16 protein-coding genes are annotated in these 18,502 nt (G+C 60.3%); 8 read left to right on the top strand and 8 right to left on the bottom strand.

Features of this window, described 5'->3' with window-relative positions:
• Positions 1–31: 31 nt before the first annotated feature.
• Together M017_RS0105880 and fdhD are read left to right on the top strand one after the other, a co-directional pair.
• Positions 32–2,269 carry an FdhF/YdeP family oxidoreductase gene (locus tag M017_RS0105880; protein WP_031496527.1) on the top strand — a complete coding sequence of 746 codons (2,238 nt, stop codon included), beginning with the start codon at positions 32–34 and terminating at the stop codon, positions 2,267–2,269.
• Complete coding sequence (gene fdhD / locus M017_RS0105885; protein ID WP_031496529.1) at positions 2,266–3,030, top strand: formate dehydrogenase accessory sulfurtransferase FdhD; 765 nt, start codon at positions 2,266–2,268, stop codon at positions 3,028–3,030. Before M017_RS0105880 ends, fdhD begins: the two co-directional genes overlap by 4 nt.
• Before the next feature lies 1 nt (position 3,031).
• Here the strand turns inward: fdhD and M017_RS0105890 are convergent, their stop codons facing one another.
• Positions 3,032–4,048, bottom strand: coding sequence for a glycosyltransferase family 8 protein (locus M017_RS0105890; protein WP_035957692.1), 1,017 nt, complete (start codon positions 4,046–4,048; stop codon positions 3,032–3,034).
• A gap of 187 nt (positions 4,049–4,235) precedes the next feature.
• Here M017_RS0105890 and M017_RS0105895 point away from each other — a divergent pair, with 187 nt between their 5' ends.
• Entirely contained in the window at positions 4,236–5,039 is an 804-nt protein-coding gene (locus M017_RS0105895) for a DUF4198 domain-containing protein (RefSeq protein WP_051669552.1), read from the top strand.
• Here the strand turns inward: M017_RS0105895 and M017_RS0105900 are convergent.
• From M017_RS0105900 to M017_RS0105930, 7 genes are all read right to left on the bottom strand, one after another.
• Positions 5,036–6,088, bottom strand: coding sequence for a PIN/TRAM domain-containing protein (locus tag M017_RS0105900; protein ID WP_051669553.1), 1,053 nt, complete (start codon positions 6,086–6,088; stop codon positions 5,036–5,038). The two genes, M017_RS0105895 and M017_RS0105900, sit on opposite strands and share 4 nt — an antisense overlap.
• A gap of 138 nt (positions 6,089–6,226) precedes the next feature.
• Entirely contained in the window at positions 6,227–6,775 is a 549-nt protein-coding gene (locus M017_RS0105905; protein ID WP_031496538.1) for an RNA recognition motif domain-containing protein, read from the bottom strand.
• Positions 6,776–6,918: 143 nt separating this feature from the next.
• Positions 6,919–8,049: an ABC transporter permease gene (locus tag M017_RS0105910; protein WP_031496539.1), complete on the bottom strand. Its 1,131-nt coding sequence runs from the start codon at positions 8,047–8,049 to the stop codon at positions 6,919–6,921.
• Entirely contained in the window at positions 8,046–8,681 is a 636-nt protein-coding gene (locus M017_RS0105915; protein ID WP_051669554.1) for an ABC transporter ATP-binding protein, read from the bottom strand. The genes M017_RS0105910 and M017_RS0105915 overlap by 4 nt, the downstream gene beginning before the upstream one ends.
• A complete protein-coding gene (locus M017_RS0105920; RefSeq protein WP_031496542.1) occupies positions 8,678–9,340 on the bottom strand; it encodes an HlyD family secretion protein in 663 nt (220 codons plus the stop codon). The genes M017_RS0105915 and M017_RS0105920 overlap by 4 nt, the downstream gene beginning before the upstream one ends.
• Positions 9,340–10,782, bottom strand: a complete 1,443-nt coding sequence (locus tag M017_RS0105925) for an SBBP repeat-containing protein (protein ID WP_155121265.1) — start codon at positions 10,780–10,782, stop codon at positions 9,340–9,342. The genes M017_RS0105920 and M017_RS0105925 overlap by 1 nt, the downstream gene beginning before the upstream one ends.
• Before the next feature lie 29 nt (positions 10,783–10,811).
• Positions 10,812–12,479, bottom strand: coding sequence for a DUF7948 domain-containing protein (locus tag M017_RS0105930; RefSeq protein WP_080507532.1), 1,668 nt, complete (start codon positions 12,477–12,479; stop codon positions 10,812–10,814).
• A gap of 207 nt (positions 12,480–12,686) precedes the next feature.
• Here M017_RS0105930 and M017_RS0105935 point away from each other — a divergent pair, with 207 nt between their 5' ends.
• Genes M017_RS0105935 through M017_RS28555 form a run of 5 tightly spaced genes read left to right on the top strand, consistent with a single transcriptional unit; the run spans position 12,687 to position 18,495 of the window.
• The gene (locus M017_RS0105935; RefSeq protein ID WP_155121266.1) at positions 12,687–13,280 is read left to right on the top strand and encodes a hypothetical protein; all 594 of its coding nucleotides are present in this window, start codon (positions 12,687–12,689) and stop codon (positions 13,278–13,280) included.
• Positions 13,281–14,654: an aspartate aminotransferase family protein gene (locus M017_RS0105940; RefSeq protein ID WP_031496549.1), complete on the top strand. Its 1,374-nt coding sequence runs from the start codon at positions 13,281–13,283 to the stop codon at positions 14,652–14,654.
• A gap of 2 nt (positions 14,655–14,656) precedes the next feature.
• Positions 14,657–15,826 carry a Gfo/Idh/MocA family protein gene (locus tag M017_RS0105945; RefSeq protein WP_031496551.1) on the top strand — a complete coding sequence of 390 codons (1,170 nt, stop codon included), beginning with the start codon at positions 14,657–14,659 and terminating at the stop codon, positions 15,824–15,826.
• 3 nt (positions 15,827–15,829) lie between these two features.
• Positions 15,830–18,226 (top strand): DEAD/DEAH box helicase, encoded by a 2,397-nt coding sequence (locus M017_RS0105950; RefSeq protein ID WP_238325823.1) that lies wholly within the window; start codon positions 15,830–15,832, stop codon positions 18,224–18,226.
• Complete coding sequence (locus M017_RS28555; protein ID WP_162179848.1) at positions 18,187–18,495, top strand: PilZ domain-containing protein; 309 nt, start codon at positions 18,187–18,189, stop codon at positions 18,493–18,495. The genes M017_RS0105950 and M017_RS28555 overlap by 40 nt, the downstream gene beginning before the upstream one ends.
• Positions 18,496–18,502: the final 7 nt, after the last annotated feature.

Genomic DNA, 18,502 nt, shown 5'->3' on the forward strand with positions numbered 1-18,502 from the left:
GGTCAAGCCATAGGAGAGATATGATCGGACCATGCGAGCCTTCTCTCCGGAACCCCCGTTGGAACCGAAAGGCCCTGAGATTGAGAAAATCCCGGGCGCAGCCACAGGTCTGGGCGCCATTGTGCATTCTCTCGATGTCTCCTTGCGCGAGATGGGGCCGGCACGCACCATCAACGCCTGGACTCATGTGAACCAGGTGGGCGGCTTCGACTGTCCCAGTTGCGCCTGGGCCGATCCTCTGGGCCACCGCCACTCTTTTGAATTCTGCGAAAACGGAGCCAAGGCCTTCGCCGACGACGCCACCCGTAAGACGATTGGGCGGGAGTTCTTCGCTACACACAGCGTCGAGCAGCTTGCCACCCAGACCGACCACTGGCTCAACGCCCAGGGCAGGCTCGCCGAGCCCTTAGTACTCGATCCAAACGAAGCCAATTACAAGCCGATCTCCTGGGAGAACGCCTTCTCGTTGATCGGGCAGGAACTGCGGGACTGTCCCACCCCCCACCACGCTGCTTTTTACACCAGCGGGAAGGCAGTGAACGAGTCTGCCTTTCTCTTCCAGTTGCTGGCGCGCCGCTTTGGCACCAACAACCTGCCGGACTGTTCCAACATGTGCCACGAGAGTTCTGGCGTCGGGCTGACCGAATCGCTCGGCGCCGGCAAGAGCACCGTGACCCTCGAGGATCTCGAGAACGCGGATGTAATCGTGGTGATCGGGCAAAACCCAGCCACCAATCACCCCCGGATGCTCACCTCGTTGCAGATCGCCAAACGCAAAGGCGCGCGCATCATCGCGGTCAATCCCCTGCCCGAACTCGGACTCTTTCGCTTTCGCTATCCCCAGGACCCCTTGGCCCTCCTGGGCAAAACGCAGATCCTCGCCGACCACTTCCTCCAGGTGCGCATCAACGGCGATCTGGCCCTGTTACAAGGACTGGCGAAGGTCCTGCTTGAAATGCAGGCGATCGATTCGATCTTCATCGATCAGAATACGCGCGGCTTTGAGGAATTCGCCGCCCAGATCGCCCAGGTGCCCTGGGATCTGATTGCAAAAGAAAGTGGAATCAGCGAGGCGCAGATTCGCGAAACCGCCGACATTCTCGCCAGCTCAAAAGGCACCGTCGCCACCTGGGCGATGGGTCTCACCCAGCACACCAATGCGGTCGACACCATCCAGGCCCTCGTGAACCTGTTGTTGCTCGGAGGCCACATCGGACGGCCCGGCGCCGGACTCTTCTGCGTGCGCGGGCACTCCAACGTGCAAGGCGACCGCACCATGGGAATTTCGGAATCGATGCCGGAGGCCTTCTACAAGGCGCTCGAGCGCGAGTTTCATTTCACTTGCCCGCGCGAGCCCGGCTACAACACCGTCGAGACCATCGAAGCAATGAACGAGGGGCATCTCCGTGTCTTTGTCAGCCTGGGAGGCAATTTTCTCTCGGCCACGCCAGACACGCATGCCGTCGCCCAGGGCATGCGCCGAACCCGGCTGACGGTGAGCATTGCCACCAAACTGAACCGGGGACATCTCATTACTGGCCAACGCGCCTTGATTCTGCCCTGCATCGGCCGTACCGAGCAGGACCAGATTGCCAGCGTCGAAAACACCGTCAGTTGGGTCTCCACCTCACAAGGCCGCTTTCCCCCCGCCTCGCCGCAACTGAAAAGTGAGGCCGCCATCATTGCGGGCATTGCCCGGGCCACCTGCGACGTCGACTGGAGCGCGTACGCGAATGACTTTGAGTTGCTGCGCGAGCGCATCGCCTGCATCATTCCTGGCTTTCAAAATTTCAATGAGCGGCTCAAAGAGGGTGGCTTTTACGCGCCGGTTCCTCCCAAGGAAAGAAAGTTCCCAACCCGCAGCGGCAAGGCTGAGTTCACGCGCCACAACATCGAGCCGCTGCCCGTCGAACCCGGGCAGTTGGTGATGATGACCGTCCGGAGCCACGACCAGTTCAATACCGTTGTCTATGACGAGAATGATCGCTACCGGGGCATCCACCACGGACGCCGCGTCATTCTGATGAACCGTGAGGACATGCAGGAGAGGGACCTTGAAGAACAGCAGTTGGTGGATATCAGCAGTCATTTCGAAGGCCAGGTCCGCACCGTCCAGGCGTTTCGCGTTCTGCCCTACGACATCCCACGCGGTAACGCCGCCACTTACTTCCCCGAGGCCAACCCGCTGGTGCCCTTAGGCCAGCGCGCCCGCAAGAGTTTTACCCCAGCCTCGAAGAGCGTCATCATTACTGTCACCCGCTCTTCATGATTCGCAAAGTCAAAGCGCAACGCTATGGGGAGCAGGCTGGCCGGATCGAGGAAAGCATTGCCATCGAGGAGCCGCTCCTGCTCCGGGTCAACGAGCAGGATGTTGCGATTCTGATGCGTACTCCTGGTCGGGACCAGGAACTCAGCGCCGGTTTCCTGTTCACAGAGGGCATCGTCGATGAGCCTGGCGAGATTGTCAGCATTCTCCCCTCCGGTCACCCCACCAGCGCCGAATCGCTGGTCACCCTCCGCGGTCCGCTCCTGCCGGGAGCCACACGCAATTTCTATCGCAGTTCCAGTTGCGGGGTTTGCGGCAGAACTGCGATAGACGCGCTCACCCAGCGTCTGCCAGAGATCCCGCCGCTTCGCGTCGATCCCGCAAGCCTCGCCCCCCTCGTCCAGCAACTGGAAGAACACCAGTCTGCATTCGCCGCGACCGGCGGCCTCCACGCAGCCGGAATCTTCTCGGCCCAGGGAACGCTACTTGGCCTTGCCGAGGATGTGGGCCGGCATAACGCTCTCGATAAAGTGATTGGCCGGTGCTTTCTCGACGCTGTTCTTCCGCTGCAAAACCACATCCTGGTGATGTCCAGCCGCGCCAGCTTCGACATTCTTCAGAAAGCGGCTCTCGCCGGGATTCCGGTCGTTGCCACCATCGGAGCGCCCTCTTCGCTTGCGATCGAAGTCGCCGCGCGGGCAGGCATTGCACTCTTTGGATTCCTACGCCCGCATCGCGTCACGCAGTACGCCGGGCTGGCCTGAATCAGTAGGAAGCGACCGATTCCACTCCGGGATCCTTCGAAGCCGATAACGAATCCGTCGCTTTTCTGCTGCGGGCGAAACGGCCCAGGAGATTCAGGGTTCGCGATTCAAAGGGATACAGCATCCGCCGCAACCATCGTTCGTAGAATTCCGTGAGCGCACTCTGCAGCGTATGCGGGGGACGCGAGCCTCGCCACTCCGTCCGATCCATGACCGCGAAGAACTCTCTGTCGGCCTCCGAAGCCAGATGATACATCCACGGCTTCAAACGGCCCGAGAAGTGGATGATCCAGGCGTCGTTCCGATTGGAACTCTTCCGGTCGAGAAAGCGCGCCAGCCGCGGCTGTTGCTGCCATCTGGCGTCCAGTTGCTTCCACTTGCCTGCCAACACAACATTCAACGCATCCTGATCATAATAACGAGCCAGCTTCCAGTTCTCCCCGGCAAAGGCCAGAGCCTTCTGCCCTCCCCCCATCCTCCGCCATAACTGCAAATCCACCAGCATGACGCCAGCGTTGAAATAAGGAGCATCGCCAGCAAGGCCGAGGCGTTCATACCCCGCCAGCCCGTCGTGGGAGGATACTTTCGGGATGAAGGGATCTACCGTCGCCGCAGCCACGGCGCCTTCGAGCGGTGTATCCCAAAGCTTGCCAATGCAAGTCTGCACAACTACATCGGAATCCAGCAGGATGACGCGCTCCTCAACCGGGAGATAGGCCTGGAGGTTGATTCGCGCGTAAGTGAGCTTCGGGACGCGGCCCCATTCCCCCACCGCCCCCAGATTCCCATAATCCGGTGCGTGCCATCGCAACTCCAGACGCGGAAAGGCGGCTGCGTTGCGCCACGAATCCACCAGCTTCCTCTTGGTTGTTGCGAGGATTCCCCCATCGATCACAGTGAGCCGGACGCGGCGGTCCTCTTCCAAATGATCCAATAAGCTGCGCACCATCACGGCCAAAGGAAGTGCGTAGCGATCGTCAGCTAAGGTAATTACCTGTATCAGTTCGCGGCTACTCAAGATTCATCCCCGGTAGATCAGATTTTTACAAGCGACAACTAAGGTATTACCGAAGCTAGCATTTTGGAATCGCCGTGACTGCACCTCCTGTTATTTTTGAGGAATAAATAATGTGAAGAGAGATTCTGGAAAGCCTTCCGGCAGGCGCTCCTGGATAGAGTGCTACGATTTATATATTCTTGCTACCATGATCCGCCCTGTCCAAACCCTCTCTCTCACCTGTCTGCTCAGCGCCAGCCTGATGGCCCACGATCTGTACATCATGCCCGACCGCTTCCGCGTCACGGCCAACACGACACTGGAAGTAGGCTTCCACAATGGCGATGCCTTTCCAGCCAGTGAGGTTGCACCCCGGGTGGAGAGGTTGCAGAATGCGGAGCTCCACAAGGGCGCCAAGGTGATCCCGCTCCAAGGCCTCCGCGTGGCGGGCAAACGGACTGTCGGCACCGTTGCGATTCCGGAAGGGGATGGCAATCTGTTGCTTGGAGTGCGCACGGTCCCGAACTTCATCCAACTTGCGCCGAAAAAATTTACCGCTTATCTCACGGAAGAAGGCCTGCCCGAAATCATTGCCTGGCGTGAGAAAAACGGAGAAGCAAAGAAGCCCGGCCGCGAACGCTATACGAAATTCGCAAAATCGCTGCTCCGCTCTGGAGCTGCCGATGACACCTACCGGCAGGCATTAGGGTTCACGATCGAGATCATTCCGGAGGCAAACCCCTCGCTGCTCAAACCCGGGGCGGTACTCCCGATCCAGGTGCTGCTCCGAGGCAAACCCGTCGCAGGGCTCCAAGTGGAATCGGCCTGGGCCGAGAACGGAAAATCGAAAGTCACCGTGGTCGGCCGTACCAATGCCGAAGGACGCATCGAGGTGCCTCTCACCAGCACGGGCAAATGGCGTTTGCATGCGCTACAGATGGAACGCTGTGCAGAACCCGCTATCGCCGACTGGGAAAGCTCCTGGGCCAGTCTGACCTTCGAAGTCCGTTAGACTCCCGTCGCTGCGGTTTCTTTGCCCATATGCTTCGGGTCGTGGACGGCGTGGGTGCGGTCATCGAAGCGGCCAAAGATCATCTTGCCCGCCGTGGTTTGCAGCACGCTCGTCACCGAGATATCAATCGTTTTTGAAATCATCCGGCGGGCGTTGTCCACCACCACCATCGTTCCATCATCGAGATAAGCAACCCCCTGGGTGGGCTCTTTGCCTTCCTTGAGGATGAAGACCCGCATCAGTTCGCCCGGCAGAACGACAGGCCGCATTGCGTTGGCCAACTCATTGATGTTCAGCACCGGAACTCCGTGCAATTGGGCGACCTTGTTCAGGTTGAAGTCGTTTGTGACAATCTTGCAGTCGTACATCTTGGCGAGTTCGATCAGCTTCAAGTCGACTTCTTTTACGAGCGGAAAATCGTCCTCGACAATTTGGATGTGCAGATTCGGCATCTTCTGGATGCGCTGGAGGATGTCGAGTCCGCGCCGCCCACGGTTGCGCTTCAGAGAGTCACTCGAATCCGCCACCATTTGCAGCTCGCGCAGCACAAACTGGGGAATCACCATCACCCCGTCCAGAAACCCCGTCTCCAGCACGTCGGCGATCCGGCCGTCGATAATCACGCTGGTATCGAGAATCTTGAAGGTGGATCCATTCTGGGACTTTGCCTCACCAAACACGCCTCCCAGGGCGGAGAGGTTGAGCAGGTCGCCTTTGTTGGCTCCCGTCGCAAGCCCCACATAGCCCATCAGAAGCAAGGTAGCGATCTGGAGAAAGGGAATGGTGGAAGAGGAATCAGTGACCGCCTGCCGCAGCACCATCGAGATCAGGAAGGCGCCGAGAATCCCAAGGATGGAGCCGATGGCTGCGCCAATCAGGCGCTTGAGACTCATCCGGCGGAGACGGATTTCAAAGAGAAGGATTGCCGAGCCGAGCACGACACCGAAACCGGCGGCGGGCGCGGGGGCCAATTGAAGTGGCTGGAAAAACCAGGCACAGAGGGCAAGCAGTAAAACGAATAGGCAGCGAATCAGTAAGAGGTCGAACATATCGAGAACCGACGGGTGCCCTATCGATACTGGCTTGGGACGCGAAAACGGCGAAACCCGGTGCCTCATTCTAGCACCGGGTTTCTATCTATAGATAGGTCGATATGTTAGCGAAGATAAGAACTGTCGAAACAGTTACTAGAGGGCTTTTGCTAACTCTTCTGCGAAAGCACTGGTGCCGGAGCGGGCGCCACTGCGGCGCTTGGCGCTGCGATCGCGATTTGCGGCGGCAGCTGCACCACTTGCGGCAATCCGGTCGCCCATCGGAGGACGGTCTCCCATGGGGGGACGGTCACCCATCGGACGATCGCCAGCAGGGCGATCCCCGGCCGGGCGAGCGTCGCCAGAAGGACGAGCACCGAATGCGGAGCCGTCACGACGACGGTCTGCACCCATGCGGCCCTCAGGGCGGGAGCCAGGCGGGCCAGTGCGGCCCTTGGGGGGTTGCGCCGGATTAGCGCGAAGAAGCTTGTCCTCAAGCGGAGCACGGTCAAACCGGCGAATGATTGACTGCATCTCTTCCCCGTTTGGGGCCTCGATGAAGGCAAAGCCTTTGGATTCCTGGGTCTCTGGATTCCGAATCACTTTGATGGAATCTGCTACCAGAGCTTCGGCATTCAACCATGACTGGATGTCATCGGCTGTAACCCAGGTGGGTAGATTGCCAAGAAAAACGGTAAAACTCATTCGTGGGGGCGTCTCGCTAACAGGGATTGTGACGAAGGTTGCTTTGGGGGATTGCAGTCGTCAGGCAGTTTCTATCGTAGCACCAAAAACGAAAGGACACAACGAAGATACAGAGATTCTCCCTAAAACGCACGAAAAGCAACTTAACTCAGGCGTTTTTGCAAGCGCCATGCGCCGATCGCGATGAAAATCACCGTAAGAATCAGGAGTGCCAGGAAGGCATTTCCCATTTCGGACACATTCTGGCCGCGTAAAACAAGATCGCGTAGCATCTGCATCGTCCAGGTGGCCGGAATCAGCGCGCTTGCCGCCTGTGCCGCGGCCGGCATGCTGGCACGGGGAAAGATCATCCCTGACAGCAAGATGGAGGGCAGGAAAACAAAGTAGGTGAGCTGCAGCGCCTGGGCCTGATTGCGCGCCTCCGCCGTGAGGATGAGCCCCAGCCCTAAGACAGGCCCCTGGAAGGCCAGCAAGGCCAATCCAATCCCCCAGAAGCTTCCAAGAATGGGAACGGCAAAGACCAGTTGCAGGAGCAACATCAGAAAAACAGAGATCCCAAGCCCAACCACCGCGCAGGCCAGCAGCTTGCCCGCGATCAAAGAGCCGAGGCTGAGCGTGGTGATGCGCAGTTGATCGAGCGTCCCCCGCTCGCTTTCCTTCGCCATCGATAGCGCCACCAGAAGCAGCGTGGTGGTCTCGCCCAGCAAGGCGGCGAGGGCGGGTACGAAGAAGTTCGTACTGCGGCCCTCCGGGTTGTAGAGCGTCTCGGCCTCGAAGCGCAGCGGCTGCGGCGCATTGGGATCACCTGCCGCGGCGATCGCCAACCCTTGCTCCAGCCCGATCGCCTTGGCCGCAGCCAGCGCCTGCCCAGCGAGAATCGGGTCTGTTCCCTCCACCCAAAGCTGTGCCCGGCCCAGCCCGGTGGGGATTCTGCCATAAAAAGCGTCACTCGAATACTGCGGTGGAATCTGGAGGGCAAACTTACACTCCCCACGGCGCAGCAATTCGCGGAGCTCCGGATCTGCGGCTGTACGGCTGCGCACCCGAAAGACCGGCGAGGCGGCCAGCCCAGCGACCAGCGCGCGTCCATATGGCCCCTGATCGAGATTCTCCACCACGGTAGGCACCGCGCGAATCCTGGTGTCCAGCGCCGTGCCGAAGAGCAGAAACGCGCAAACCGGAACCACGCAAGCCAGTCCCAAGGTGTAGGGGTCGTGCCAGAGGTGCTGGAACTCTTTCCCGGCAACAGCCAGCAGTCCCGACCAGAATCTCATCGCTGCCGCCCCTGCTCCAACCAAACCCGCATCGTGCAGCGGGCCGCCTCATCCTCATGATGCGTGCTGAGCAGCACCGTGGCGCCGCGCGCGGCCTCCTCTTCGAGGATCTTCCAGGCATAGTGCCGGGTGGCCGCATCAAGCCCGGCCGTCACTTCATCAAGCAGCAGCACGGTGGGGCGATGGGCCAGCGCCACAGCAAAGGCCAGACGTTGCTTCCAGCCCTGGGACAGCGAACTGGCGCGCTGCCGCCTCCGGGAGGCCAACTCAAAACGATCGAGCAATTCGTCCATCCGCGCAGCCAGCAACAAACGGCTGAGGCCATAGGCCTGCGCAAAGAATCGCAGATTCTCCTCGACGCTCAGATCCTCATAGAGAGCAAACCGTTGCGCCACATATCCGATGCTCTGCCTGGCTTCCTTCTTCTGCCCGGGCAGCCGGTATCCGTTGACCGCAACCCATCCCGTACGCGGCTGGAGCAAGCCGCACAGAATCTTGAACAAGGTCGACTTGCCCGCCCCATTGCTCCCCAGCAACGCAGTCAGGGTGCCGGGCTCAAGCTGGAAATCGATCCCTTCCAGCGCAGGCCGGTTGCCGTAGTGATAGGACAGAGCTTCTACCCGGATGCTCATCGCGCCGTCACCGCCACCAGCGCCACCCGGCCATAGGGCTCTACAAAATCGCCGGGATGGAGGTCCAAGACAACGATTCTGCCAGCACGCGTGGCTCGCACTTCGTTGTCGCCCACCAACTGCTCAAAGCGGCGCCTTAGTTCCTTTTCCTGGCCATCCTCGAGGGAGAGACTCGCCAGTTGCTCGGGCCGCAGTGCTCCCAGCCGCTGCTGCACAAGCACGCGCTTGCGCTCAGCAGCACGGAGACGAGCCCGGTTCCCCGGCGCCGGGTTTGCCTCCTGCGCCGCAAGCGCATCCGCATACTCCTGCTCTGCCGCTAAGCGATCTGGATCGGAATGAAGAAGCGATTGCCAGGTTTGCAGAGGAACCCGGCTGAGCAAACCGCGGAGCGTCGCGAGTTGCTCCTGCGAATTGCGGAGAGAGGGTTGGGAACGGAAGCGCAGCAGGCTCTGGCCCGTCCGCAACTCCGCGCCCTGCTGCACCAGAACTTCCGAAACCGTGCCGCCGAGGGTGGCAGACACAACAGACAATTCTTCTCGAGCGAGCGCCGGCGGCGCCAGAGCCTGTGCAGGCTCCGCCGAAAGACGGAGCAACCAGAAGGCTCCGAGCCCGACACTTCCCACCAGAATTACCAGTCGCGTCAGTTCCCTCTGCTGCACTACTCTTTACGCCTGACAGAAATCATAGCCGCATTGCTGGCCTGACCTCCAATCGTGATCACCACCGGATGTTCTCCGCTTTCCAGTTCCGGAATCCGGACATTGGCCTGGCCCAGCGCAATATTGCCGGGTGTCATGCCGACAAAATCCGGGGTCACCGGCTTGCCACCGATGGTCACCGAATAGGAGGCAACCGGACGGGAGAGCGGCACGCCGGCGGCGGCCCCACTGGCAACCGGAACATCGAGAGCCCCCTGCCCGGTGAAGTAAACCAGCATCAGCTTCGAGACGCCCACGGGATTCTCCGGAGTGTTCAGACTCACGCTGCCATCATCCGCAACGTTCTGAGCAACGGCCCGGTTTCCGTTGTAGAGAAAGATGCCAGGCGCGGCCGGAAGCACCGTAATCGGGAACGGAGCCGAACTGACGCCATTGCGGATCACCGTCACCGTTGCGTTGCCAGGAGCCACTTCAAACGGAATCTGCAGATTGATCTGGCCATCGATGACAAACAGCAGCGGCGCATCACTATTGTTGATGCGCACCCTCACGCCACCGAGGGTGGCCGGGAGCGGCACGGCCGTCGCATCGGCTCGCGCCGCGCTCAGATTCGAGCCGCCAATTGTCACCCAGGAGCCGGGTGCAATGGGGGCGAGGAAGCTGGCGCCATTGACGACACCGCCAATCACCGGCACGGCTCCAGCCGGCTGCACCGTGATGTTTGCCGTCAGAGCAGGCAGCCCAGCCACCGTGGCCGTCAGCGTTGCCGTGCCGGCGGCGCCCAGAGTCGCCTGCACGGTCGCCTTGCCTTGGGCATCGCTGGTCGCCGCACTCGCGCCGAGCGTTGCGCCAACAGCCGTGAAGGAGACGGGGACACCGGCCAACGGTGCATTGGCCGCATCGCTGACCAGCACCGTCACCGGCGTGACGCCGCCCGTCACGCCTGCCGTCGGAATATCAACAAAGCTCAGCTTGGCGGGAGAGCCAGCCAGCTTTCCGCCGAAATCAAACTTCGCAAAGAACGCATCGCCGCGTGGAAAGAGGCTGGCCGCGCCCCCATAGCTGGCCTGGACCGGCGAGGCGGTCGTGAGATTTCCCGACATCGTGACGCCGCCGACATAGATATTCCGCGCCGAATCGATGGCAAGCGACATACCGATATCGTCCGCAGAGCCGCCAAAGAACGACGAGTACAGCAGCCTCCCAGCCGCATCGAGCTTCAGCACAAAAGCATCGCCGGTATTCACAGCCCCCTCTGCTCCAGGCCCCCCAACCGCAAGCCCCTGCCCGCCGAAGCCGGCAAAGGTCTTCTGCAGCGCGTCGGCGCTGACTGGAAACTCCGTCGACAGCGTGTAGCCGGCCAGATACGCATTGCCATCGGAATCCACCACCACCTCGGAAGCCGCATCATCCCCGCTGCCACCGAGATAGGTGGAGTACACCAACGCAGAACCGCTGGGATTCAGCTTGGTCAGAAAGGCATCGCCGTCCCAGGAATCCCCCCCTTTCCCCGCGCACCGGCGCCGCCATAACGAGTTTGCAGCGCAGCAGCCGTGGTAGGAAAGTTGGTCGAGCGGGTGCGCCCGGCAACATAAGCATTTCCCCCTGCATCGACCGCGATGCTGAACGCGGTGTCGCGATAGGAGCCGCCAAGATAAGTGCTGTAATCCGCCATCCCCGCCGCGTTGATCTTCATCACCCAGGCATCGTCGGCAGCCCCGTCATAGCTGGAGCTGCTTTCCACCACTCCACCCTTGGTCTGGTAGGCCCCCGGTGTGGTGGGGAAGTCGCTTGAGTAGGTGCCACCGGCAACATAGATCGCGCCCCCCGTCCCGAGCGCCACGCCACGGGCCATGTCATGGCTCTTGCCGCCGAGATAGCTTCCGTAGACGAGCGCCGTGCCCGTCTCATTAAAGCGGGCGACAAAGGCATCCCCGCTGGGATTGGTGGCGATATTTGCGCCCCCCCGGAAGGAGCGGGATATGGCGTTCGCGGTGGTGGGAAGATTCGTGGAATTCGTATCCCCCACAATCACGGCGCTTCCAGTGGCGTCTACAGCCAGCCCCCAGGCCATTTCGTTGCCGCTGCCGCCGAGATAAGTGCTGTACAGAATCTTGTCGCCGCTGGGGTTCAGCTTGAGAAGAAACGCATCCCCGCGGCTATAGAAGGTGTCGGCGATGCCGCCGCCATAGCGGGTCTGATAGGCGCCAGAGCTGACCGGGAAATTCACCGATTGCGTGCTGCCGGCGACATAGGCATTGCCCGCTCCATCAATCGCAAGGGCAGTGGCGACATCATCGGCGCTCCCGCCGAGATAGGTGCAATAGACCAGCGCCGTGCCCGCGGGATTGAGCTTGGCGATAAAAGCGTCCCCGAAGCCAAAGAAGGCATCGCTGGTCACACGCCCGCCGAAGGAGGTCTGCAGCGGCGCAGCGGTCTTGAAGTTTGCCGACGAGGTAAAGCCCGCCATGTAGAGCGATCCGGTGGCGTCCACCTTGAGGCTCAAAATGCCGTCATTATTGTTCCCGCCAAGAAAGGAGGCATAGCTGAGCGTCGGATCGATGACGAGCCGCCGCGTCCGGTCATAAGCGCCGAGCGCGATGGCGACATCGCCGCCCGGCAGAATGCGATAGGAGGCCTCCACCTGCGAGCGCACGCCGTCCTGCTCCTGATAGGCCACAGGAAGCTGTTGCCGGAACGTCTGTCCTGACGCCCCAAACTGCAACTCGCCCGCCGCCGTCAACTGCGCTGGGCCCGCTCCTTGGAAGCGCAGGCGCACCCGGGAGGGATCGGCTCCCGGCGCCACCACAAAGTCGTACTCCAGCCGATTCTGGGAGCCGTAGTAAACAAGATCAATCCCCGGATAGATGGCGGAATAGCGCAGCTTGCCATAGGTTGGGATGTTGCGGCGCCAGGTCTTCTCGTCTTTCCCGAGAAAGTAATTCGCCACGCCGGGCAGCTTCTCCAGCGCGGCCGGAGTTCCCATCCGGGCGCCGGGAAAGCTCATGGCCAGTTGCCCGCTGCCCTTCCGTAAGGTGAGGAGAGAACCGGAGGAATCAAGCTGTACGGTGTAGCCCGCTCCGCGGGCGACATAATGCACGCCCGGTCTTGCCTGCCCTAAATTTGGCTCAAAGCTCATCGGCAAGTCTATGCCCGCAGCTGAGCAGAGAACTGTTCCCAAAATCAAGAATGTGAAACGCACGTTCCTCCTCCCAAAAAACCTTATCGGAATCCTAGCAGTCCTCCAGTCGCGGCGAAACCCTCATTCGTGACACAAAAACGAAGCCAAAGTATTTTTATTGAAAGAGTGCGGTGGACCGATAAGGAGCCACAGTGAGACACGCTCATGCGAACTACCGAAATAGCGAATGAACTACAACCGGTGACAGCGGCGATGGAGGGCGAGGAAATGTCGAAGCTTTCGCTCGCCGTGGCCGACAACGGTTTTGAAGTCTGGCAGGACCCCGCGTTGCCGGGGCAAATCCTACACAACCTCGAAGAGTTCGCGCATGGACTCCGGGCCAGTGTGGACCAGCAGGAACAGATCAAGTCCGAAATGAAACAGACTGGGCAGCAAATGTCCCAGGTGTTTGGAGCAATGAGCCAGTTGCTCGACCTGATGTATGAGCGGCTGATCACCCCGCCCCCCGCCGAAGTGAATCTCCAGGCCCTGCAACCCTTCACCCATTCGATGACCGAGGCCTTCGGCGAAATCAACCGGCGCATCCACTCGAGCGAAGAACGGCAGGTGACGGTATTGGAAGCAACGCTCCGCCAGATCGAGCGGGAACGGGAATCACAGAAGAACATCCAACTCACGCATTTTCAGACACTTAAGACACAGGCACATCTCGAGTTGAATCGTCTTTTGCAGGTCCTTCTGGTGGGAACTGCCGTCGCCGCCGCCGGGGCTGGCGTCGCATTTTACATAATGGCCTAGATGGCCCGTACTTATTCTTCCACTCCCCAAGATGTCCAAAAGGTAGACACCAAGCTTCGAAAGATCGTCACTTCTATTCCTGCGCCAGGGTCGATTGCGACCATCGAGCGCCTCCGCGAGAACGAACCCATTGCCATGCAGGGGCAGCCGCCCGTAGTTTGGGATCATGCCGAAGGCTTCCAGGTCTACGACAAATGGGGCAACTGCTGGATCGATTGGTCCAGCGGCGTCCTGATCACCAATGCGGGTCATGGACGCAAAGAAATTGTCGACGCCATCGTCCGCCAGGCGCAATCAAAGCTCCTGACCAACTACTGCTTCCCGAGCGAGATCCGCGCCGAACTCACCCAGCGCCTGATCGATCTGCTCCCCCATCCGCTCAAGAAGGTTTTCCTCCTCACCACCGGCTCGGAAACCGTCGAATGCGCCATCAAGCTCTCCCGCGCGCATGCCACAAAATTCCATGGCCGCGAGAAGAACATCATTGTCAGCTTTGAGAAGGCCTTCCACGGCCGCACGATGGGCAGCCAGCAGGCCGGCGGCATCCCGGCCCTCAAGGAATGGATCGTGAATCTCGATCCCGGCTTTGTCCAGGTTCCCTTCCCCGACGGCTTCCGCACACCGGACACCAGCTTTGAGTTCTTCCTCGATTCCCTCAAGAAACAGGGCGTGGGCCCGGAGCGCATTGCAGGCGTCATTCTCGAGACCTACCAAGGCGGCAGCGCGAGCTTCGCCCCCGCCGAATACATGCAGAAGATGCGGGCCTGGACCCAGGAGCACGATATCGTCCTCACCTGCGACGAAGTGCAGGCCGGCTTTGGCCGCACCGGCAAACTCTGGGGCTTTGAACATTACGGCATCGTTCCGGACCTCACCACCTGGGGCAAGGGCGTCTCGAGTTCTCTGCCCCTCGCCTTTGTCGCCGGCCGTCCCGATCTGATGGACCTCTTCCCTCCCGGCAGCATGACCAGCACGCACACCGGCAATCCGGTCTGCTGCGCGGCCGCATTGGCGTCGATTGATCTCGTGCTCAAAGAGGATCTCACCGGAAATTCCGCCCGGCTCGGCGCGCTGTTGCTCGAGAAATTGAAGGAACTACAGAAAACCTATCCCGAGCGGATCGGCTGCGTCGACGGCAAGGGCTTGGTTGCCGGCATCGCCTGCGTCCAGCCTGGGGGCCTCGAACCCGACGGCGACCTTGCCTTCGCGGTGATTAACGCCATGATGGAGAAAGGTGTGTTGCTCTTCTCGCCGGTCGGCTTCGGCGGGGCCACCATCAAAATCTGCCCGCCGCTTTGCATCACCGAAGAAGCCTTGCGCGAATCGATCGCGGTTCTCTTTGATTGCTTTGCAGAAATCCTGGTGAAACAGTGAAAATGCACGTTACGGTTGTCGGCGGCGGGATGATCGTTCACGATCAGATCCTGCCTTCGCTCTATCAGTTGCGCCGCCGCGGACTGGTGGGCAACATTACGGTTTGCGCCCGCCGGAAGGAAACCCTCGATTCGTTGGCCGCCAATCCCCGGATTGCGGCGGCCTTCCCCGGCCAGAGCTTTACCGCCACCACCGCGCCTTATGCTGATGTACTCGCCAACGCGGCCCAGCGCAACCTGACCATCATCTGCCTGCCCGACCAACTGCATTTCGACGCCGTGATGCACGCGATTGCAGCAGAGCAGCATGTCATTTGCGTCAAGCCGCTGGTGCAGAAGATCCAGCAGGCCGTCCTCATCGAAAAGGCGGCGCACGAGCGCGGCCTTTTTGTCGGCATTGAGTATCACAAGCGTTTTGATGACCGCGCACTCATGGCCCGGGATCGCTACCGACAAGGTCTGTTTGGCGACTTCAAGCTCGGCACCGCCCGCCTGTTTGAGAAGTGGTATTACCGCCACTCGAACTTCCAGAACTGGTTCTCGATGGAGAACTCCGATGCCTTCACCTACATCGGTTGCCACTACGTCGATCTCGTTCACTTCATCACCGGATTGATGCCAGTGAGCATCTCGGTGGCCGGGGTGCCCGAAGCCTTCCCGAACGGCACTGAAGCCTGGATGTGGACCGATGCCCGGGTCCGATGGTCGAACGGCGCACTGCTCAATGTCCAGAACGCGCTCGGCTATCCCGACCAGGGGCCTGGCTCGAACACCCAGGGCATGACGCTCTGGTGTAGCCGTGGCGACAGCGGCGGCTTCCTGAATCATACGGATTCCCATCGTGGTCTCGAGTATTGCTATGTCGATGGCGGCTATTCGGAGCCCAGTCCGGATTACATGCAATATGTCCCCAACGCGCTCGATGAGGGAGAGCATGTGGTCGGCTATGGCTATCGCTCGGTGGAGGCACTGGTCGAGGCGGCACAGGCCGTTGAGCAGGATCGCAGCAGTCTCGCCGCAATCGAGGCACGGGGCATTGTCGCCACGCCGTCGAACTCCAGCTATAACGAACTCGTCACCGAAGCGGCTCGCCTGAGCCTCGAAAATGACGGGCGCGAAGTGCTGATCCAGTACGGGGTTTTGCCTTTTGTTCACCTAAAGAGTTATCTCTAAAGAGTGGCAAATCTGTTGTTCGATTTTCCGGAAGACGATAGCAACCGGAACACGCTTCCCATTCCCCGGCGCGAAACGGTGATCCAGGCGGTTCAGAAGTTTGAAGAGATCGCGACCAAACCGGAATCACCGGTTCGCGCCATCCGGCATCTGCCCGCCCGGGAGGGAAACTTCGCGCCGATCCCGGCCGAAGTCGACCCGCGCCTCGCCGCGAGCCTGCGTTCCCGGGGAATCGAACAACTCTATACGCACCAAGCTGCAGCATTTGAGAATGTCAATGCCGGGCGCAACACAATCGTTGTCACCCCAACCGCCTCGGGGAAGACGCTTTGCTACAACCTGCCGGTGATGAACAAGGTGCTCGCCGAGCCAGGGGCACGCGCGCTCTATCTCTTCCCCACCAAGGCTCTTGCCGAGGATCAACTCAACGAACTGCACACCGCCGTCGAGAGCATGGGCGCCGATCTGAAGTGCTTTACCTACGATGGCGACACGCCGCAAGACGCCCGGCGCGCCATCCGCGAGCGCGCCAATGTCGTCCTCACCAACCCGGACATGCTGCACACCGGGATCCTGCCGCACCACACAAAGTGGGCGAAGCTTTTCGAGAATCTGAAGTACTTTGTCATCGACGAGCTGCATTACTATCGCGGCGTCTACGGCAGCCACATGGCCAACATCATCCGCCGGGTGCGGCGCCTGTGCGAGTTCTATGGCTCAAAGCCGCAGTTCATCTGCTGCTCGGCGACCATCGCAAACCCCAAGGAACTGGCCGAGGCGATTACCGCCGAACCCTTTACGCTGGTTGACCAGAACGGCGCGCCTTCCGGTGAAAAGTTCTTTGTCCTCTACAACCCGCCGATCGTCAACCGCCAGTTGGGCATTCGCCGTAGTTATCTGCACGAGACGCGGCGCATTGCTCTTGATGCGATCCAGCGGGGCCAGCAGACCCTGGTCTTCACCAACAACCGGCTGGCGACCGAGATCCTGATCACCTACCTGAAGGACGCCGTCGAGAAAGGCGCCATCTCCCAGGGCCTCATCCGTGGCTATCGCGGCGGCTATCTCCCCAAGGAGCGGCGCGAGATCGAAGGGAAGCTCCGCTCGGGCGACATCCGCGGTGTTGTCGCCACCAATGCGCTCGAGTTGGGCGTCGACATTGGCTCGCTCGATTGTGTGGTGATGGCCGGCTATCCGGGCACCATCGCCTCCACCTGGCAGCGCTCGGGCCGTGCCGGACGCCGGCAGAACACCTCGCTCGCCGTGCTGGTGGCCAGTTCGGCGCCGCTCGATCAGTTCATTGTCGAGAACCCCGATTACTTCTTTGGACAGCCTCCCGAGAGCGCCACCATCAATCCGGACAACACCGAAATCCTGATCAACCACCTGAAATGCGCCGCCTTTGAGCTGCCGATCAAAGATGGCGAGCGCTTCGGCATCCATGACACCGGCGAGTTGTGCGAGTTTCTCAAGGACCTGGGGCTCGTCAACCACTCGGCCCAGGCCTGGCATTGGACCAGTGATACTTACCCGGCAGATGCCATCAGCCTGCGCGCCGTTACCAGCGACAACTTCATCGTCATCGACATCACGAATACGGAAACGGTGATCGCGGAAGTTTCCTTTCCGGCCGCGTTGGTGGAGTTGCACGAAAAGGCGATCTATCTGCATGAAGCGCGCCAGTACCAAGTGGAAAAGTTCGATTACGAGCAGCGCAAGGCCTTTGTCCGGCGCGTGGAATGCGACTACTTCACCGACGCCATCGACCATGTCCAGGTCAAGGTGCTGGAGGAGTTTGACCAGCGCCCCATCCAGCAGGCGAGCGCTTGCCATGGTGACGTCCGGGTGAACCGCCAGATTGTCGGCTTCAAGAAGATCAAGTTCTACACACTTGAGAACATTGGCGCGGGGTTGCTTTCGCTGCCAGAACAAGAAATGCACACAACGGCCTGGTGGCTGCATTTCCCCAGCAGTTTCCTCAACCAGCTCGAAGGCGATACCCCGTCCGAGCGGGCCAACGGCTTATCCGGGCTAGCCAATGCACTCCGCGCCGTTGCAGCCCTGCTGGTGATGTGCGACCCTCGTGACATCGGCGTGGCCCTTACGGAAGAGATTGCCGGCGGGTTGCTCGCCTGGGAGCCCAACCTATATCTCTACGATGCGTATCCCGGGGGAATTGGGCAATCCTTGCCTCTCTTCAATGCCACGAAACGCTTGCTCGAAGGGGCAGAGGAATTGATCTCGAAATGCAGTTGCGAGGCAGGTTGCCCCTCCTGCGTCGGCCCAACTGGAGAAATTGGAGAGAAGGGCAAGCAAGTGGCCCTTCGCGTGCTAGGTCTTCTGAAGGAAGGTATTCTTCCATGGCTACCGAAAAACGAAGAAATTTACGAAGCAGTCTAGACTCGGCCGGCACCATCACTTGGGTCCAAGAAGATGGAACGCGCATCTCTGAAAAGATCATGATGCTCGATCTCAGCTCCCAAGGGGCCTTGATGGAAACAAAGAACCGCCTGGCGTTTCAACAACTTGTCAAACTCGAAGTGCCCGCCCACAAGATCAGCGAAGTCGCCAGAGTGCGGCGTTGCGACCAGAAGGGCCTACGCTTCCGGATCGGTGTCGAATTCATGAACGCTCGCGACATTCAACCCAAAGCACCTCGCTGGACATAGATAATAG

This window comes from Bryobacter aggregatus MPL3 (assembly GCF_000702445.1).
Classification (GTDB): domain Bacteria; phylum Acidobacteriota; class Terriglobia; order Bryobacterales; family Bryobacteraceae; genus Bryobacter; species Bryobacter aggregatus.

Excerpts from the sequence above, each read along its gene's own strand:
- M017_RS0105895 (WP_051669552.1), top strand. The coding sequence starts at position 4,236 with ATGATCCGCCCTGTCCAAACCCTCTCTCTCACCTGTCTGCTCAGCGCC.
- M017_RS0105915 (WP_051669554.1), bottom strand. The coding sequence starts at position 8,681 with ATGAGCATCCGGGTAGAAGCTCTGTCCTATCACTACGGCAACCGGCCT.
- M017_RS0105930 (WP_080507532.1), bottom strand. The coding sequence starts at position 12,479 with ATGAGCTTTGAGCCAAATTTAGGGCAGGCAAGACCGGGCGTGCATTAT.
- M017_RS0105945 (WP_031496551.1), top strand. The coding sequence starts at position 14,657 with ATGCACGTTACGGTTGTCGGCGGCGGGATGATCGTTCACGATCAGATC.
- M017_RS0105940 (WP_031496549.1), top strand. The coding sequence starts at position 13,281 with ATGGCCCGTACTTATTCTTCCACTCCCCAAGATGTCCAAAAGGTAGAC.
- M017_RS28555 (WP_162179848.1), top strand. The coding sequence starts at position 18,187 with ATGGCTACCGAAAAACGAAGAAATTTACGAAGCAGTCTAGACTCGGCC.
- M017_RS0105910 (WP_031496539.1), bottom strand. The coding sequence starts at position 8,049 with ATGAGATTCTGGTCGGGACTGCTGGCTGTTGCCGGGAAAGAGTTCCAG.
- M017_RS0105880 (WP_031496527.1), top strand. The coding sequence starts at position 32 with ATGCGAGCCTTCTCTCCGGAACCCCCGTTGGAACCGAAAGGCCCTGAG.
- fdhD (WP_031496529.1), top strand. The coding sequence starts at position 2,266 with ATGATTCGCAAAGTCAAAGCGCAACGCTATGGGGAGCAGGCTGGCCGG.
- M017_RS0105905 (WP_031496538.1), bottom strand. The coding sequence starts at position 6,775 with ATGAGTTTTACCGTTTTTCTTGGCAATCTACCCACCTGGGTTACAGCC.
- M017_RS0105900 (WP_051669553.1), bottom strand. The coding sequence starts at position 6,088 with ATGTTCGACCTCTTACTGATTCGCTGCCTATTCGTTTTACTGCTTGCC.
- M017_RS0105935 (WP_155121266.1), top strand. The coding sequence starts at position 12,687 with ATGCGAACTACCGAAATAGCGAATGAACTACAACCGGTGACAGCGGCG.